The 18,462-nt window shown below is 48.2% G+C and carries 11 protein-coding genes; 2 read left to right on the plus strand and 9 right to left on the minus strand.

Features of this window, described 5'->3' with window-relative positions; translation table 11 throughout:
• The first annotated feature begins 42 nt into the window (after window positions 1-42).
• Window positions 43-2,364 carry a helix-turn-helix domain-containing protein gene (locus tag I8J30_RS24470; protein WP_210662634.1) on the plus strand — a complete coding sequence of 774 codons (2,322 nt, stop codon included), beginning with the start codon at window positions 43-45 and terminating at the stop codon, window positions 2,362-2,364.
• Window positions 2,365-2,525: 161 nt separating this feature from the next.
• On the opposite strand, the gene I8J30_RS24475 is transcribed toward I8J30_RS24470, so the two are convergent.
• From I8J30_RS24475 to I8J30_RS24510, 8 genes are all read right to left on the minus strand, one after another.
• Complete coding sequence (locus tag I8J30_RS24475; protein ID WP_210662636.1) at window positions 2,526-4,943, minus strand: hypothetical protein; 2,418 nt, start codon at window positions 4,941-4,943, stop codon at window positions 2,526-2,528.
• Window positions 4,944-5,004: 61 nt separating this feature from the next.
• Complete coding sequence (locus I8J30_RS24480) at window positions 5,005-7,077, minus strand: DUF5054 domain-containing protein (RefSeq protein WP_210662637.1); 2,073 nt, start codon at window positions 7,075-7,077, stop codon at window positions 5,005-5,007.
• Between the two features lies 1 nt (window position 7,078).
• Window positions 7,079-9,499 (minus strand): glycoside hydrolase family 38 N-terminal domain-containing protein, encoded by a 2,421-nt coding sequence (locus I8J30_RS24485; RefSeq protein WP_240548346.1) that lies wholly within the window; start codon window positions 9,497-9,499, stop codon window positions 7,079-7,081.
• Between the two features lie 62 nt (window positions 9,500-9,561).
• The gene (locus tag I8J30_RS24490) at window positions 9,562-10,446 is read right to left on the minus strand and encodes a carbohydrate ABC transporter permease (protein WP_091221767.1); all 885 of its coding nucleotides are present in this window, start codon (window positions 10,444-10,446) and stop codon (window positions 9,562-9,564) included.
• 12 nt (window positions 10,447-10,458) lie between these two features.
• Window positions 10,459-11,331 (minus strand): ABC transporter permease, encoded by an 873-nt coding sequence (locus tag I8J30_RS24495; protein WP_210662728.1) that lies wholly within the window; start codon window positions 11,329-11,331, stop codon window positions 10,459-10,461.
• A 118-nt stretch (window positions 11,332-11,449) separates the two neighbouring features.
• Window positions 11,450-13,156 carry an extracellular solute-binding protein gene (locus I8J30_RS24500; protein WP_210662641.1) on the minus strand — a complete coding sequence of 569 codons (1,707 nt, stop codon included), beginning with the start codon at window positions 13,154-13,156 and terminating at the stop codon, window positions 11,450-11,452.
• Between the two features lie 82 nt (window positions 13,157-13,238).
• Entirely contained in the window at window positions 13,239-14,924 is a 1,686-nt protein-coding gene (locus tag I8J30_RS24505) for a response regulator (RefSeq protein ID WP_210662643.1), read from the minus strand.
• Window positions 14,917-16,671, minus strand: a complete 1,755-nt coding sequence (locus I8J30_RS24510; protein WP_210662645.1) for a sensor histidine kinase — start codon at window positions 16,669-16,671, stop codon at window positions 14,917-14,919. Before I8J30_RS24510 ends, I8J30_RS24505 begins: the two co-directional genes overlap by 8 nt.
• A gap of 368 nt (window positions 16,672-17,039) precedes the next feature.
• On the opposite strand from I8J30_RS24510, the gene I8J30_RS24515 reads away from it, so the two are divergent.
• The gene (locus tag I8J30_RS24515; protein WP_210662646.1) at window positions 17,040-17,936 is read left to right on the plus strand and encodes a LysR family transcriptional regulator; all 897 of its coding nucleotides are present in this window, start codon (window positions 17,040-17,042) and stop codon (window positions 17,934-17,936) included.
• On the opposite strand, the gene I8J30_RS24520 is transcribed toward I8J30_RS24515, so the two are convergent.
• Window positions 17,923-18,462: a chromate transporter gene (locus tag I8J30_RS24520; RefSeq protein ID WP_210662648.1), complete on the minus strand. Its 540-nt coding sequence runs from the start codon at window positions 18,460-18,462 to the stop codon at window positions 17,923-17,925. The genes I8J30_RS24515 and I8J30_RS24520 overlap by 14 nt on opposite strands.

An 18,462-nucleotide genomic window follows, 5' to 3' on the forward strand; every position in this document is an offset into this window, starting at 1 on the left:
ATTTAGAAAGCGTTTACTTTAGGCAAAGGTGGCCCTGACTGCATGTACAAAAAATTACTTCTCACCTTCGTTGCCAGCATCACGTCGCTGATCTTGGTGCTATCCTCCTTGCTCTATTACAACTACAATTCTTCTATCGTAAGCACCGTAAAAGGAATGAATGAAAACCTCTTATCGAATATCAGCTACAGCTCCGTCTACATGGACACGATTTCGAAGAAGTTTTGCCAATCGCTGATGCTGAACAATGCCATAAAGGCTTTCGCTTATAGTAACGACAATCAAGACGAAGACTTCTTAAATATCTTGGGTGCCATTCGCACGTTGAAGGAATTCACGATCCCGAACACCTACATCCACTCGACCTACGTGTATAACCGCCAAATCGATACCGTTATCGATTCAAGCTCCTTCTATAACGCTTCGAATTTCTATGACAAGGAAATCATTCGACTCATTAACGACGCCGGGACGGTTGCGCCGCTTAGCCTGAATCCGATCCCGAGAATAATTCCGGTGCCGCGCGGGTCCGATACGAGAACCGCCAACGTGTACACGTATATTTTGTTCGATAACAACGATTACAAAGGGAATTTCGACAGCGCCATCGTGTTAAACGTGGATGCCGAATGGCTCAGGCTGACCATCTCCTCCCTGAACAAGCTCGGCAATGAAATTATCGTTTTGGATGATCAAGGAGATATCGTCAGCCACTCTTCTTCCGATATGTTCATGAGAAACGTTTCGAACGAGGGCTACCTGCAAGAAGTGCTTACCGCCTCCGCGCAGACGGGAACGTACATCGATCGGATGAATCGGGAGAAACACGTCATCTCCTATGTTTCTTCCGACGTTCTGAAATGGAAATTCATTAGCCTGACGCCATATAACACCGCATTCTCCGCCGCCAAGAAGAACGGCATCATCACCGTTATCTTTTGCTTGATCGTCTTGCTGCTTGGCTTATTGTTCGCCGTACTCGCTTCCAAGAAGCTATACAGGCCGATCGGAGCGCTAACGAAGGGCATCATCCAGAAGCTGGGACCGGAAAGCGCCCCCTCCAAAAACATGGACGAAATGGGCTACTTATCCACGGCGTTCACGGGAATGATCGATAAAACGCAAGTACTGGAAAATATGAAGAGGAACACGACGCCCGTCATAAAAAACGAATTTTTGAAAAACGTCGTAACCGGCCGCGCCTACTTGCCGTCCGACAAACTGATCGCCAAGCAGCAAGAGCTTCAGATCGATTTGGATTTTCAAAATCGCCTTTACTTGTTTATTCTGAAAATCGACTTCTATAAAGACTACGTAGACCGGCACAGCGATAAAGACCGTTCCCTCTACCAATACGCAATCACGAATATTGCGCGGGAAATTACGGGGGAGCGCTTCAGAAATGAAGTCGTCGAGACGGCGCACGATCAGTTCGCCGTTCTGGCGGACATCGGCAGAGCCCCGGAGCAGCTGTCACAGCTAACGGAAATATTTCGCGGCCTCGTCGGCAAAATCCAAGCGAGTGTTATGGAGCTTCTAAACCTCTCGCTGACCGGAACGCTCGGCTTCGTCATCGAGTCACCGGATCGCATTAAAGGCGCCTACGACGAAGCGTTCAACCTGTCTATGTATCGCATCAAGACGGGTCACGGCAGCATCATTTCACAGGAGACGCTGAAGGGAACGGATACGGGCTCCTTCATCTTCCCCGTGTCCAAAGAGAAGCAGCTTATCGATTCCCTGAAGCTGGGAAGCGGCGAAGCTGCCAAGGATAACTATCGGGAAATCATTAAGGCGATTGAGCATTCTTCCTACGACAATATCTTAACGTCGGTCATTTATTTGTTTTTCTCGATTTACAACTCTCTTAACCGGATCGTCGAAGGCTCGGAATCCAAATTCAACTCGATTTCGATCAGCTTCTTCAACAAAGTATCCGGGTTCGAAACACTCGAAGAAATCGAGCGCACGTTCTTCGAATTAATCGACGAGATTATCGTGCTGAAGGACGGCGCGAAGGACAGGAAGAAAAACGACATCGTGAATGCCGCCATCGACCACATACACGCCGCCTTTGCAGACAAGAATCTCTCTTTGAACAGCTGCGCCGAATCGCTTTCCTTATCGTCCGTCTATCTCGGGAAACTGTTCAAGAACGCAACCGGCAGATCCGTGGCCGAATACATTACGATGGTCCGAATGGAGAAAATCAAAGAGTACCTCGAAAGCAGGAAGGTACCGATCAACGAAATTTTGGAGAGATGCGGCGTAGAGAAATCGAACTACTTCTACACCAGCTTCAAAAAATATTTCGGCGTCTCGCTTACCGAATACAGATTGAAAAACGTGAATAACGATCGTTGATCGGCTAGATGCCGATGCATAAACGGAAGCGGCAGTCGTCGTTATTGTGCTATGAAACAAGCAAAGACCACCTCCGCGAGGAGGTGGTCTCGCATGGAGTCCGTTTACTTGCTTCATTATAGTGAGGATAATTATTCCTGTAAAATACCTATACCATCATATTAAATAGATCTCAATCTATCTAAATCATCAAGCTTCCAATCTGTATTTACCGACTCAGGAGCACTTCGGGTGGAAACCTTAACACTTACGGAAGGCTTCGGCTCACCTTCGAATTTACAACTGAACGAAATGGTTTGACTGCCTGCGCGAACGATCGGCGGCTCTGACGAGGCCTGTGCGGTTCGCAGTACATTCCAGTTCCTGTCCATAATCTGTCCAACTCGGTCTCCGTCACACACCAAATATTCACCGGCGCGCACTTCTGTTTCAAACGTCATGTATTGGCCATTCATGCAGATCGTCGGACGCTTAATGTATCCTTCCTCATTACCGTACGCTGAGAGCACGCGCATGCTGAACCTTAACGGCTGCGCTTCATGCATGTTGAAGAACGGCCAATCAGCGCCGCCTGGCTGACCTGGCTGCAGCTCTTCCGGACTGCATACGAGCGGTGCAGATAGGCTGATCAAATACAAGCTCCAGCGATCCTCTTCAAGCTTCTCAAGATGCCAGTCGCTTGTCGGATCCTTCATCCTTTCCCGCTGATCCGGAGAGAATGCACCGATCTGCCGCGCTCTCTCCCAGCTGCTTACGTTCTCAAGCAGTTTGTCGCTATTACCATTTCGTCTCAGCACCGCCATTTCAGCAGACAACGCGAAACCCGCGTTAAAACCAGCCGCCTTCGACAATACCCATTCGATCTCGTCCGATGTTGTAGCTTCAAACCGATTGGATGCTGAGCGAATTAGAAACCATCCCAGCATCGGAGGGATAAAGTTTCTTTCGAAATAACGCTGGTTGCTAAGCCGCCATTCCAATTGTCCTTCGCGTGTTGCCACTCCCCATGGTTCGCCCCAATTAAATCTGGTAAAGATGTGCCATGCGTAATTGGACACGACAATGCTCGCGTCGTTAATGACCTCCTTGTTCCAGCCGTCATAGCACCGTTTAACGAAACGGTTTACGCCATAATCGTCTTGACCGGTTGCGTAACAGCCTTCCAGTCCATCAAAGGAAATTTGCTTCAAGCCTGAGTTACGGAACAGCTCGCCAATTCGATCGCTGTATTCGTCCTGCAGTTCAACATTCGGGAAAAATACATTATACGGATGATCCCATAAGCGACAAATTTCAGCACCTGCTTCATGCTCGGCAACGATTGTCCCGTTTACGCCTCTCTTAACGTCGAGAAGCTTCCATGGAGCGCTTTCCGATATGGAGCCGTATTCGATGAGCTCATTGCCGATGATTGCCGTTGTGCGATAAAGGTTTACCAAAAATGGCTTTGGGTTGTCTATGATTAGTTCGGCGGTTTCGGCTTCGCTCACAGCTTCGATTAAACGGGCCGTGCCAACGGTTTGCAATCTCTTATCCGGTTCCGGTGTTACGTAGGAATCATTAAGTGTCGTGAAATTCGAAAGGGTATGTACACCGACATGCACGCCTGCAGATTCAGCCGCTGCCACGCTCGCTCTAAGTCCTTCATCTCCGTTCGGAAAGCTCTCCGGCTTTAGAACAAAATGTCCCCATGTAGCGAACGGATCAGGATGGTACATGTACTTTAATCCCGCCTGCTTTGTGTACCTAATTGCTTCTGCGGTCGTCTCCTCAGTGAAATTTATGATTAAATACGACTGGGTCGCAGCGGGCGACACTTTCCCCCACACGCCTTCAATCGTTGGATGCGGCAAATTTTCGCTTAGCTCAATCTCCTCGATCGTCTCCAGAACATGCTCAACACCGCATCCGAACAACGCCACTTTAGAGCCGACGATTGCGGCGTCTTCGTTCTCTAACGGAGCTACTTCAATATCGTTGATGCCCCATACCGGTCTTGTCCCGCCCTTAGTACGGTTTCTAGCATACGCCTGCAGCAGACTGCCTTCCTTCGTTGGCCACGCCGTGCTCAGCCTATATTCGAACTTCCCGTCCTCATAGAGTCCGTCAGCAAAGGCCAGCGCCTTCAGTTCTGAAGGCCATCCGCCTATCGTTTTAGCATTTAATGAAAGGAGACCTATCGCAAATATAGGATTATGAACAATCCCAACCGATTCTCCAATGGAACCACTAACTGTGGTTTCGAACGGCCCCCATATTACCGCGTCAATTGCATGTTTCTCAATTGCTTCTATTATGCGTGCAACCTCAAATGACGTGTAAAGCCCCTTCGAAACAACGTTAACATCCACCTGTACACCGCTGCTTTCAAAGAAAAGCGATAGCTTGCCCTCTTCATCGTCGTATACAGCACTGCTTGGCCTTTCGATCTCTTCGTTAATTACAATTCGAAGCAGTGGCGAACCTTGATCAGCCGCGTCATAAGTTCCGCCATGAGCCGTATCCGTAAGGCGCGTGATATTACCCGCTTTATCTATACAAAAAGATAATGAACCCGCATTAAACTGAGCGCACATCATGAATTCTACTCCTCTCAAAAAGGGCGAAAATTGTTTGTCCAATTTTCGCCCCTTGTTTGTATTATTCGTTTGACTTCAGCGTAAGACGGAATCGGTACTTCATATCTTCCTCGAACCACATGACGAAATTTGTGCCCCATACGTTGTTATGCAGATTAAAGTGAAACCCTCCGTCAAGCGGGGCGAAGTTGTTGTCAAACTGAAGGATTCTCTTCTCTCCCGGACAAACAATAGGCGTATCCAACGTTTCGATGACCGCTGTGCCGTCCGCGCCTGCATAGAATAATCCGGACTGAATCCCATGCATATTTCTATTGCCGTTCTTGACTACGGACAACGGCGAAATGCGAGTTCCCAGCTTATCCATTTCCCAAATATTCGGATTGTCCACAATCGGCGAGAATGAGAACCAACTCGCCTCCGGCAGACGGCTTGCTTGTTTCCCTTGCCATTCCAACTGGGCCTCAAGAGTAGGCGCGTTGCACTGGAAGGTATACAGAACGTTCACCCGTTGCGGAGCTCCGTGATGCTCGCACACATAGTCCGGCAGCTTTAGTTCGACGCTAACAACTTCGCATTCCGGTTTTCTGTGCAGCTCGATCTTCTCGACTCTTGCCTTGAACTGTCTATGCTCCGGCTTAGGATCAACAAACTCAATGCCCGGCTTTCCTAAATCCGCTTCAGCCCAGCTGTGATGGAGCGGCAAGTTGGTTACATATTCTTTAAAATATTGGTCATAGCTCTCCTTGCTGAACGTTTCATAAATGAAGCTGCCCAGCTGATGTTCATCATCCGCCCATACCTTCCCTGCTCCATCGATCAAAGAGCAGATGGAGCCCTCGGAAGAGAAAGCAACGCGGAATGTTCCCAGCTCATAGGATTCACCGATTCGCATAGGCTCGGCAGTATCGGATAGTTGGCGTTCCGAAGTAGGATATAACCGATCAAGCGCACTCACCGCTTCTCTCGCCAATGCTTCCGGCAGAGCGGCAATAGCCCGGGATAAGTAGTCGCGCTGTTCTTGCCATGAACGTTCCACTTCGCTGAAGCGGCGGGTAGGATTCGCTAATTGACGGAGATAGTCGAACTTCTTCCACTTCGTGTCATCGATCACATCCCGCTCTCTCGCGGCAGCCAGAGATGATGGCGAATAGCTGCTAAAGTCTACAAGATACACGGACTCATTCAATCCCCACGTATGCTCGGGAATAAGCATTAAATCATCACAAAACCGAGCGTAAACTTCGCCTTGCGGATCCAGCGCGCCAGAACTTACCCACTGATCACGCAAACGAAGCAACTCACGGTAACGGGCGATTTTCCACGGATCAGAGGAAATGCCGTGAATCCAGGAGTCTCCGATCTCCTCCGTAACGACCGGCAAGAGATGCTTGACGGCCTGCAGCTTCTCGGCGTAAGCATCCATTGTCGACGCTACAATGTCAGCGCCTGGATATTCGTGCAGAAGCTTCTCATATAACGCGCGTACTTCTTCTATTGTAGGTGGACCATCGTTATCACCTGTATGCGCGAAGTACAGCGCGTCCTCCATCCCATCCAGATAGAACGGCCTGCCGTAAGCGTCGGCATAATTCACAATGATTTCGGATCCATCCGCTGCCCGCCATACGAACAGCTTGGGAACCGACGGATTTTTACTTACAGGGTTCACGCCAAGGTGTAGATATTGTATGCCTCGATCCGCCATCATCGGGACAATGGCGATCGTATGGCCGGGAACATCCGTCATTTTGGAAGCAATGGTTGTACGTCCGTACTTCTCATCCAGCTCCTGCGCAATGGAAAGCCCATAGTCAAACAAACGCTCATCCATGATCTCCGTATGGGTCGTAAACGGCAGGCCATGCCACACGATGCGGCCTTCTCGAATACCTTCCTCCATTCGAGCGCGCATGGGCTCGGACGCGTTTTGCAAATACTGCTTAATTAACCAAGAGCCTGTCGTCCATACGAACTTCACGGGTCCATCCTCTTGCGCGAGCTTCTCGGATAGCTCCAACGCTTGCGGGATAAAGCTGTTCATATAACGATCGAATACATCTTGCGCCATATGGGTAAACCCGATATCCAAATGCGTTTTGAAAATAACGTGGACTCTCTTAATCGCGTTCATCCTACTCGTCCTCTCCAATGCGCCAAACGGTCAGTCCTGCGCCCATGGTATGGCAATGCCCGATTGCTTCGGCAGCCGATTTGACATTCTCACTCCATGCCAAGCTGTAGCGGAACTCATAGAAGCCGCCTAGTGTCGCTTTGAAATTCGTTTCCCAGTAATTCGTCATCGCCCAAATGTAAAGCATAGGCTTCATATCTTTCGCTTGCTGCGTATGCAGCAGACGTTTGCCATACTCCAGCGTGCCCAGCTGCAGAAGCGGTGTATCCGGCGTTGCCAGAATAAGAGAGCCTTTATCACTCACATAAGCAAGCCCTTCTTGGATGCAAGTAAAATCAAGGAGCGAGCCTGGTATTTGGTCTACCCATGGACGAACCAGCGCGCCCGCTTTCTCGATCCAGAGCGTCTCTTCGCTATCCGATCCGGATGTAAACGGCAAGGAGAAATAAACATTTTCCGGTTCCCACACGGAGTCTTTATGAAGCCGAACCGCAACGTCGACACGATTAACTGTCGCAAACACCTTTAAGAACAATGAATAATAGCTTACGCCCGGAAGCTCAAACTGCAGCTCTACGGAACCGAACATCGGTCCGTTTTCCAATAGTTTCACTTTTACGAGGCGCCCGGCCGAACGGCGAACGTTCATCCCTTTCCGATTGCGTCCCATCGAACCGCGAGCCGAAACGCCCGGTGTCACTTCATAAACAGGTGTGAACGCCCCGTGCTTCCTGTCTTCGCGAATCTGTTCTTCCCCGGTCTCTTTGTTGATCCAGGAAATAATGCCTTCCTCTTCCGTCCAGCAAATACGAACAAATGGAGACTCAATCGAAAACTGGTTCGCGATAACGGTGCTCTCCGTTCGACCGCTTGGGAACATGTCATCGACGTCATCAACGCCATCTGTGGCAAGCAGCCGGTAATTATTCGTTGTTTTCGCCTTCGACACATTGGCCTGACGAAGCCTATACGCCTTCTGCTCACCCGGCTTCAGACTAGCTTCGATCGTTACACGTTGATAACCGGGCTGATGAGGAACGACAAGGCCCGTGCTTTCATCGATGATTTCAATGCCGTTCTTGAAGATTTCATTCTCGAACCCGTCCCATTCCAATTCCGCAAGCTGCCTGGAATGCTGCAGCTCCGTATTCGCTACAAGATAACGGAATGCGCGGCCGGTGTGAAGCAGTGTGCCGCCTTTCGCATTTCGCACTTTATCTAACGCCGAATGAGCCAGACGGCTTCCATTCGCGGCATAAGCAAGCTTACGCACCTCAAGCATTTGGACATTAAAGTGCCATGGCTGATGAACGGAGGTGTGGAATCCCCATGTATGCTCCGCGTACATGACGAGCTGACGCTCAATTTCGTCAAGCTCCCGGCGGCTTACAATACGCTGCTCCGGATCAAGGCGCTTTACCTTGCGAAGCACGCGTTGACCATCCTTGAAGATTTGCGTATGCATCGGAGTCGAGCCCGCACCATCCGTCCACCAATCCGGCCAATCCCCGGCATGGATAGGAATATCGACCGGCTGACTCTTCACATGCCGGAAAAACTCGCTTAAGGTCGCCATTTGAATCTGTACCTGTTCCCCATGACGAGCATTCCACCTGTTGATGATGTCCATTATCGCTCCGTTCGGCGCCCCGTTGTCCGTCGCAAGGCCCGAGACCGTTACCGGCACGAAATCATACGGATAGTTCTCTTGTTCAAGCAAGCTTAAATAGCGGTCAATCCGTGTATCCATAATTTCATCGTGGTTGCTGACAATCGCCGGCGTATGGAACTCATCGCGAATGATGTAGCTGCCTACGGCATCCGGACACATGCCCAGCTCGTTGCCTAAGAAATAATGATCCCCGTTCCAGACAAGCAATTTCTCTCCTTTTGGCGTCTCCCACCAGAAAGGCGTCTGTTTCTTTCCCAGAGCGAACATGCCGTGATGCGTATGGATACAGGAGAATAAATGCTGCACACCGGAATCCAACAAGCTTTGTCCATAGCCCCAGCTGTAGCCGTTAATGTCAGCCGTCATGGCCGAATCCACGTGCCGGCCAACGCTTCTTCCGTATTCCGCAGCCTTGGAATGAATCGCTTGCAGTAAATCGTAATCGGCGAGCTCTGTCATATTGAGATAGGTCCCGGACAGCTCGATATCGCCGCTGCGAACAGCTTCCGCGAAGTCACGTTTCTCCTCTTCGCTCGCTTCCTCCAGAAACTTCTCCACAGCCCAGAAGGTTTCACACGTCCACTTGAACCCTTTCCACTCCGCTTTCTGCCCTTGCTCGATTTGCTTCGTAATTTGCAGGGCTTGCCGAATGAAATCGACATGGAATTGCTCAATTCTTTCTTGTCTTCTTGTATAGCCGATATCGGTATGAGAATGATGAATGACGAATATACGCCATTTGCGCCCCAACTTTTCCATTTGCATCCTAAAATACAGTCCTCTCCACTAATGAATGATTTTCTCTGTACTAGCTACTCTTTAACGCTTCCCACAACGATTCCTTTCACGAAGAACCTTTGCAGGAACGGATACACAAGCAAGATCGGCAATGAGCCAACGATAATTTGAGCGGCCTTCGTCGTACGGTCGGAAATTTCGGACATGTGCTTCGCCTGCAGCATGCTGATTTTGTTGAAATCGGGTTTGATAATGATCGTCTGCAAATAGGTAGCAAGCGGATATTTATCCGGTGACTTCATCAGAATCAGCCCGTCAAACCAGGAGTTCCATTGACCGACAAAGGCAAACAACAGAATGGTCGCAATCGATGGCATCGAAATCGGCACAAGAATTCGCCACAAAGTCGTCCAATGCGAAGCCCCGTCAATGAATGCCGACTCCTCCAGTTCCTTCGGCAAGCCGCGGAAGAAATTCAGCATGAGAACGGCATTAAACACTTGAACCGCTCCGGGCAGCACTAATCCCCATATCGAATTGTCGAGCGAGAACATCTTAATCGTCATATACCAAGGAATAAGTCCTCCGCCGAACAGAACCGTAAACATGAAGTACCACGCATACAAGGTCCGGAACCTGAAATCCTTCATCTCCTTGGATAGAGGATAAGCCAGCAGAATCGTAAAGAACATACTGATCGATACGCCAAGAACGCAGCGCTCTATCGAAATAAGGAACGACTTCACAAACTGAGAGTTCGAAAAAATAAACGAGTATGACGCCACCGTCGCATCTACCGGCCATAGCTTGACTAGCCCGGCGGACGCGGCAGTGCTGGTGCTGAAAGAAATCGCAAGTACATGCACCATAGGAGCCAGACATAAGAGCGATAATAAAATAAGAAAAACATGATTAAATACGCTGAACGTACGGTATTTAAATGACGGACGATGAAACATAGGTTTGTCCCCCTAAAATATGCGATAGTTGGATAGTCGGTACGCGAGCCAATACGAAATGCTGATCAGCAGTAAGGACACGATGGATTTGAACAGTCCCATCGCCGTTGCAACACTGTATTGCGCGTTGACGATACCGGTACGATAGACGAGCGTATCCAATATATCGCCTGTTTCGTATACGGTCGCATTATACAGGGTGAAAATTTGATCGAATCCGGCATTAAGCACATTGCCTAAGCTTAACGTCATCATCAGGATCACAATTGGGAAAATGGACGGAACCGTAATATGCCTGGTTTGCTGCCAGCGTGTAGCGCCATCGATGACAGCCGCTTCATATAAGGACGGGTTCACGCTTGTAATCGCCGCCAGATAGACGATCGTACTGAAGCCGAACTCCTTCCACACATCCGAAATAATCAGAACAGGCCGGAACCAATCATTGCTGCCCAAGAAGAAGATCGGTTCAAAACCCAGACTCTTAATAACTTGGTTAACAATACCTGACTCGGGAGACAAAATGTCAATTAATATCCCGCCCAAGATAATCCAGGACAGAAAGTGCGGCAAATAGATCAGCGTCTGAATGCCGCGCTTAATCAACGCGTTACGAACTTCATTGAGCAGCAGCGCGATCGTAATCGGAACAATCAGACCGACAACGATTTTAATAGAGGCAATGATGAGCGTGTTCCGGATCGCCAGCATCGTATCCGGCATCATGAAAATATATTCAAAGTTATCGAACCCTACCCACTTGGAGTGGAAAAAGCCCATTAACCCCTTGCCTTTAAGGCGAATAAACTTTTGAAAGGCGAGCACGATCCCAACCATAGGGAAGTAACTGAAAATTAGAGCAAAAATAAAGCTGGGAAAAATCATGGCATGCAGCGGAAGTTCCTTTCTCAATCTTCTATACACAGAGGCACCTCCCAGTTTCCCTATAAAAGTAAAGAGAGAGGAGTGAGGGACTCTCCTCTCTCTTTCTATTCACTTCTTATTACTGCTTCGCTGCCCAATCATTCACTTCAGATGTAATTTGATCGCCGCCCAGCTTCTTCCATTGCTCGACGAACTTATCGAATTCCTCGATAGGGGCAGCGCCCATAATGATTTTGGTAAAGGTTTCATTTTGCAATTTGTCCAGCACGCCTTGTTTCTCAACCATCGTCGGCGTATTGGCGCCTAGGTAACCCGTCGTAAGCAAGGTATCTTTATAACCAGCCAATACCTCGAATGAAGATTCCGTCGGACCTGCTTGGCGATAAGTAGCCCACTGTTCTTGGTCGCCGTTCATAAACGCCGTAATTTTCTCGTACAGCGACTTCTGCTCCGGATTCAACGCAGACGTATCTTTGGATTCCACTGCCCCTTTAACCGCAAGGTAGTTATCCGGAACGTCCTTATTAGGAGCGAATACTTGGAATACCGGGTATTGGAAGAGCTCTGTTCCTTTAGCGGATACGGAGTACTTCGTCCAATCCGCCGTCTGGCCATAAGCGCGTTCCAACCATAGGTTAAGCATCTTCACGATCACTTCAGGATGCTCGAAGCCATCTTTGGCCACATAATATTCATAGACCGGGAAGCCTACGCCAGCAATTGCCGGCTTATCATCTGCGGAAACGATCGGGAACGGCTTCCATTCCATGCCTGGATTTTGTTTTCTGGCATCGTTAAACGGCCAGTAGGAATACCAGTTTGCACCGAAATAGATCCCTACTTTGTTTTGAGAGATGGATTCAATCACTTTACCTCCATCTTTCACGGCAAACTCTTTATCCAAGAAGCCTGCTTTATACAGCTTCTGAAGCTCCGCTAAAGCCGTTTTCATTTCGGGAGCGATATTTCCGTTCGTCAGCTTACCTGTTGCGTCTTTCACCCAAATGCCGGGATAAGCGTGGAAACCGTTGTAGAAGCCTGTTAACCCACTAAGCTCTTTGCTGATCGCCAAGCCGAATGTGTCATCCTTGCCATTGCCGTCCGGATCCTTGGTCATGAACGCCTCGGAAATTTTGAGCAGCTCATCCATCGTCTTAGGCGGCTGCATGCCCAATTTTTCCATCCAATCCGTACGAATCCACAGAATATCTGCGCTTGTGATGTTTCCGCCGAATTTCGGAATCGCCATCAGTTTTCCATCGAAGGTAGCCGCTTTGAGCGCAAGTCCTCCGTCTTGATTTCCCAATTCCTTCAGCGCAGGCGAAGCGTACTTCTCCCATACCTCTGTTAAATCCTGAATTTGCTCGCCTTCTACCAGCTGGTTCATCTGCTTCGTAGTGACGCCGAATACATCCGGAATGTCATTAGAAGCGATGGAAATATCCAATTTATTGCTATCGCCGCTCGGGTCGCCCAGCCAGTCGTACTCAAGTTTAATGCCTAAAGCGCTTTCATATTCTCTAGTCCAAACATTATTCTCATTCGTATCGCCATTCTCAAAGCGATCTGCCGGGAGGGCCATACGAACCGAATGTACGGTAATAGGCGGATCGTATTTACCGAATGGGTCAACCGTGCCTTCAGCGTCCGTGTTGGTCGAGGTCTTGTTTGTATTTGCGCTGTTATTTGCGGTTGTCGATTCGCTGTCTGTCGACTGCTTCGAAGCTTCATTGCCCGCATTGTTATTTCCCCCGCATGCCGAAAGCATTAGCGAAGTTGTTAGTAAGCAAGCGGCGAAGAGTGTAATCCGTTCCTTTCTTGCCATTTCGTAAACCCCCTAGGTTTGAATGTTTTGCTCACAAGTTGATTATAAGTAGACGAAGGGGCGGCCAGCTATTCGCCATTCTTTACTTTGCACTCGCATTTCTAGACATCACGACACTATCTCGATATTCCTGCGGCGTCATCTGCAAGGCCTTCCGGAAGAAGCGAAAGAACGATTGCTCCGATAAGAAACCGACAGAAGTAGAAATTTCATGGATTTTCAAGCGATTTTCTTCCAGCAGTTCTTTGGTTTTCGCAAGCCTTGCCGTCATAATATAGTCGGATAAGCCTTCATTCGTGACTTGCTTGTACAACCGGGATAGATACGAAGGATTGTGTCCAACCACATCACCAATGCGATTAAGCGTCAAATCCCCTGCTAGGTTCTGCTGAACATAACGCTGCACCATCCGAATCACATCGTGCTCCTGATTTCCTTTGCCTGCCTGTTTGTGCTCAAACAGCGCCTCCGCCAGCTTATAGAAATAATCCACTACTTCCTTCCAGTTATCATGACAATCAAGGGCGGTCATTTTACCCAAATTGACTCGGCCTCCAACCTCACTCTGAACTTCCCAGCGGTTGATATAAGATAAGAAGATGGAGACGAGCGTAAAATAAACTTCCGTCTTTATTGCATTCTTAGCAGCCGCGCACTCTGTCAACGCTGTCATAATGCCAACATATTCAGCCATAAATTGCTCCTTCTGCCCGTTCTCCAGCAAGGTATGCAATAAATTCAGCTTCTTGAGCTGCTTTCGTTGATCATGCTCTATTTGATCGGCTGAGGTAATGGTTATCGTTGGCTCTATAAGCAGCAGCTGCTGACTTAGCCCAAGCCCCCGGTTTAGGAGCTGCTGCAAATGCTCGAATTGCTCCGATATGCGTTCCCACGCTTTGAACGAAGCGCCAATGGCAATGGATAGATTCAGCTTGAGCAAGACACTGCAAGAATCTTGCATCATCTCTGCCGTTCCCTTAAGAAAAATAAGACATCGCTGCTCCAGCTCGGCAAGCTCGGCGGCTGACAGGGTTCCCGTCTGCTCTTCGGGCTGAATCAGCCATAACAGCTTTGTTTTTCTCTCAAAATCAAACGAAATGAATTGCACCTTCGCCGCCAGATATTCCTTCGCAATGTTCTGAATGGCAAATAGATATAACGATTTGTCAAAAGGACGCGTGTCTTCCTTCCAATTGTCTATCCTGCCGATCATAGCAACGACAGGTTTAGTAGGATCAAGTTCAATGTCAGCTTCCTCAAAGCTTCGGCTGAGCGCGCCGTTTGCAAGCGAACCCCCTTGTACAAGCTCCATAAGCAGCTCTTTCTGCAGTAATGGTGTCATCGCTTGCATCTGCTGCTTTGATTTGGCAATATACGCTTCAGCCTCGACCGCTTCTGATAGAGCCGTCAGTGCTTTCTGAACGGAAGCGACGATCGCCTCTTCTCCTTCAGTCTTTAATAAGTAATCGACGCCTCCGTTACGCATCGCTTCATGGATATAATCAAAATCGTTGTAGCCCGTTAGAAAAATCACCTTACATCGCGGCCAATATTTGATGATTTCGCGATGAAGCTCTAAGCCGTTCATCCCCGGCATTCGAATATCCGACAAGACAATATCGATTTTAACCGTTCGCATACAGCCGAGCGCTTCCGCAGAGGAGTAGGCGCTAAGCAGTTCCAATTCAGGAATGGCCTGTCTTTCAAACAAATCCAGAACACTTTCTACGATAAATGGTTCATTGTCAACAATGAGTAATCTATACAATCTTCTCAACCCCCTTAGCAGATAATCTCATCTCCACCCGAACGCCACCTTCTGCTCCTCGAGACACGGAAAGTCCATACTGCTCGCCATATCGTAATTTTAGGCGCCGATGCACGTTCAGAATACCGGTGGATTCTTTCTCCAGAACATGTGATTGTATCCGATTTCGCAAGTCATCAAGACCCGCTTCCGAAATGTTCTCCCCATTGTCCTCCACTTTAATCAATAAGTCCTCGTCCTCTATTTCAAACCTTATTGAAAGCAAGCCATTCGAAACCTTGTCTTCCAGACCATGCACATAGGCGTTTTCAATAACGGGCTGCAGAATAAGTCTAGGAACAGGCACCTTCTGGAACGCCTCCGGCAGCTCCTCCCATTCCACTCTGATTTGTCTGGAGAAACGCAGTGTCTGTATCTCGGTAAAAGCCTTTGAGTGGTGCACCTCTTGATCGAGCGTGACGGTTTCATTTCCCGTTCGAGTAATGAATTTGAAATAGTCTCCGAGGTGTTGAATAAGCTGTTCCGCCGTTTCAATATTGCGCATCCGAACAAGTCCCTGCAGCATAAAGAAGCTATTGTATAGAAAATGCGGATTAATCTGAGACTGCAGCTGTTTAAGCTCCGCTTGTTGGGAACGAATCCGCTCCTCATAAACCTCACCGATCAGCTTATGCAACTGGCTGACCATGGCATTGAATTGTCCGTATAAGTATTTGAATTCGTCGCTGTAGTTATGGTCGATCTCTACCTGTAAATCCCCCTTTTCCACCCTGCGAAAAGAAGTGACGAGCCGTTTGAGCGGCCGATGAATTAAGCGGAATATCCAGTAAGAAAAGGCAACGATAATAATGGTGGATAGAATAGACAACAGCCATAAAAACTTACGGTAAGTATCCAGAGGTCCCAACACTTCGTCAGCAGGAATATATACAACTAAATAGGTGTCTAGAAGCTTCGAGTATTCGTACGTAATCAAGTAATTCATGCCGTTCATGTTGATGTTGCCTTGATCACTCGGTCTTCCGCTAATAGCCGGGTTGTTTAGGAACTTCCTTAACTCAGGTGAGATTTGATCGTTTTTCCCATCCGAAAATGTCCAATTCTGTTGAACATTAATAAAGGAGGCGCCAGCCCCATCCATGTCGACGATTTGACGAAGCGTTTCCTGAATCTTCTTCGTGGATAGATCGACTCCAAGCGCAATCGTCAAAGGCAGCTTTTGAAACGGATCGGGATATACTTCACTCAGAAAAAGCCCCTTCTCCCAGTACGTGATCTTCGATCCCGTGCGCCCTGACATTTTTAGAGCGTTTAGCTCGTCTGACGGAATGTGATTGTCGTAGCTGTTAGAGAATATCCCTCTCTCCATGGAAGGAATGTACACCTTGACATTGTCGACGTATAAACTAGATGTTTTCAGTAAATTAAGCCTGTCCTTCACTTTAAGAATCGTCTGAACTCTTGTGTAATCGTCCATATCCGCGGCGATCGTTCGAATTTTGAGAAAATCCTCGTTGAAAATAAGCTCTTTATTGATCTGGATAATACGAGCCATTTCGCTTTCAAACGAACTCATATAGAAATGGACATTCGTTAGGACGGATTGCGACAATTCCTCTCGCATGTTCTCCTCGGCGGATTGGATGATAAAGATGCTGATGCTAAAAATCGGAATGATTACGACTAGAAATGATAGCAGCAGCTTTGTAAAAATACCCGCTTTAAACGGCGCTTTGAATATACTCATGCTGATCCCCCGAACTCATTGTAGTAGCATTGTTGGACGTACTGGAGTTAGACAAAGGTAATAACATTCTATATCTCATGGAAATTCCCTCCCTCATCCATAGTAATTGATTCAGAACATGTCGAATCTTGCGTAAATATCAAAAAAAGCACTTCCACAATGGGGCAGTGCCTTCTAAATGAATGATTTTACTGTAGCAGCCAAATAGTTATTTATTTTTCTTCCTATCTGGCCTCGAATTTGATCTAAATATAGCGATAATGAGAGATAATGTATAATACTTAAATTGTTATCTGACATAGATCTTAAGCTATCAAATCAATGTGATACGTATCAGAAGGATGATCAATCGTAGGAGGATATCACAGTTGGAGCTGCTACAATTACAATACTTTAAGACAACAGCCAAACTAGAACAGATGACCAAGGCGGCGGAGATTTTACAAATTGCTCAGCCTTCACTGAGCAGAACCATTTCCAGGCTGGAGGAGCATTTCGGCGTTCCTTTATTCGACCGACAAGGCCGCACGATTCGATTAAATGCTTATGGAAAGGTGCTGCTTAGGCGGGTAGAACATGTCTTTCAGGAGCTGGAGGAAGCCGAGCGGGAAATCCGGGACATGTCCGGGGTCGATCGGGGAATCATCACGCTTGCAGTTTCCCTTACGAATCTCTTGCCGGAAATGCTTGGCGAATTTTTGCAGCTGCATCCGAATGTGAGTTTTCGTCAAATTGTAGAACCAACGGACGTCATGAACCAAATGCTCGAAAACGGAGCAATCGATATGTGTCTCACGTTTGCGCAGATTGAGGGTGCTGCTATCGAGCAGGAACTGCTCCGAACGGAAGAAATCCATCTATTCGTGCCGGACCATCATCCTTTAATAGGACGTGAAAGTGTCTCGTTAAATGAATTGAAACAGGAAACGTTCATTGGATTACATACCGGATATTGGTTCAGGAATCTAACAGATCGCTTGTGCATGAATGCTGCCGGCTTTAAGCCTAAGACGACGATTGAAGTAGATGATGTAGATGCGGTGCTGCTGCTATTGAAAAAAGGACATGGCATTGCTTTCGCTCCCGATCTGGCTTGGCGAACAAGAATGGACCTGACACCGAACAGGATAAAAATAACAGATCTCGGTGGCAGCTTGTCTCTGCGCCTTGCTTGGTCCGGAAAGCATTATCTGTCCTCTGCAGCTCAGAAGTTTCGTGAGTTTGTACTCGACTATTTCAAAGACCTTGATGTCAAAACAAGATGATACCCGCGACCCCGGATGACAATATCACGGTGACGGGATGCCATTTGTAACGAATCACGCCAAGCAGCGCGCCTGCGCAGATAATCAGCGTAGCCGCCGTCTGCCAAGTCAGCAGGGACGTCTGGTGCGACATGAATCCGAAGTGCAAAGCCGAATACGCAATGATGCCCGTAATGACAGGGCGAAGTCCATAGAGCGACGATTTTACAATACTGTTGTCGAATAACCGGTACCATACCGTGACCATAAGCACGATGATAAGCAGTGATGGCAGCACAATTCCGATGGTAGCCGCGATCGCGCCGGGGAGGCCAAACGCGTCGTAACCGATCAGCGTGGCCGCGTTCGTCGCGATCGGTCCCGGCGCCGTGCCTGCAACGGAGACAAGCTCCCGGAACTGCCCCGCCGCGAGCCAGCCATGTGCGTTCGTTTCTTTCTCCATAAACGAGATGACGGAATATCCGCCGCCGAACGAAACCACCCCGATTTTCATAAAAACGAAAAATAATTCCAGCAGGGATGCCAT

Source organism: Paenibacillus lignilyticus (assembly GCF_017942085.1).
GTDB lineage: Bacteria > Bacillota > Bacilli > Paenibacillales > Paenibacillaceae > Paenibacillus_Z > Paenibacillus_Z lignilyticus.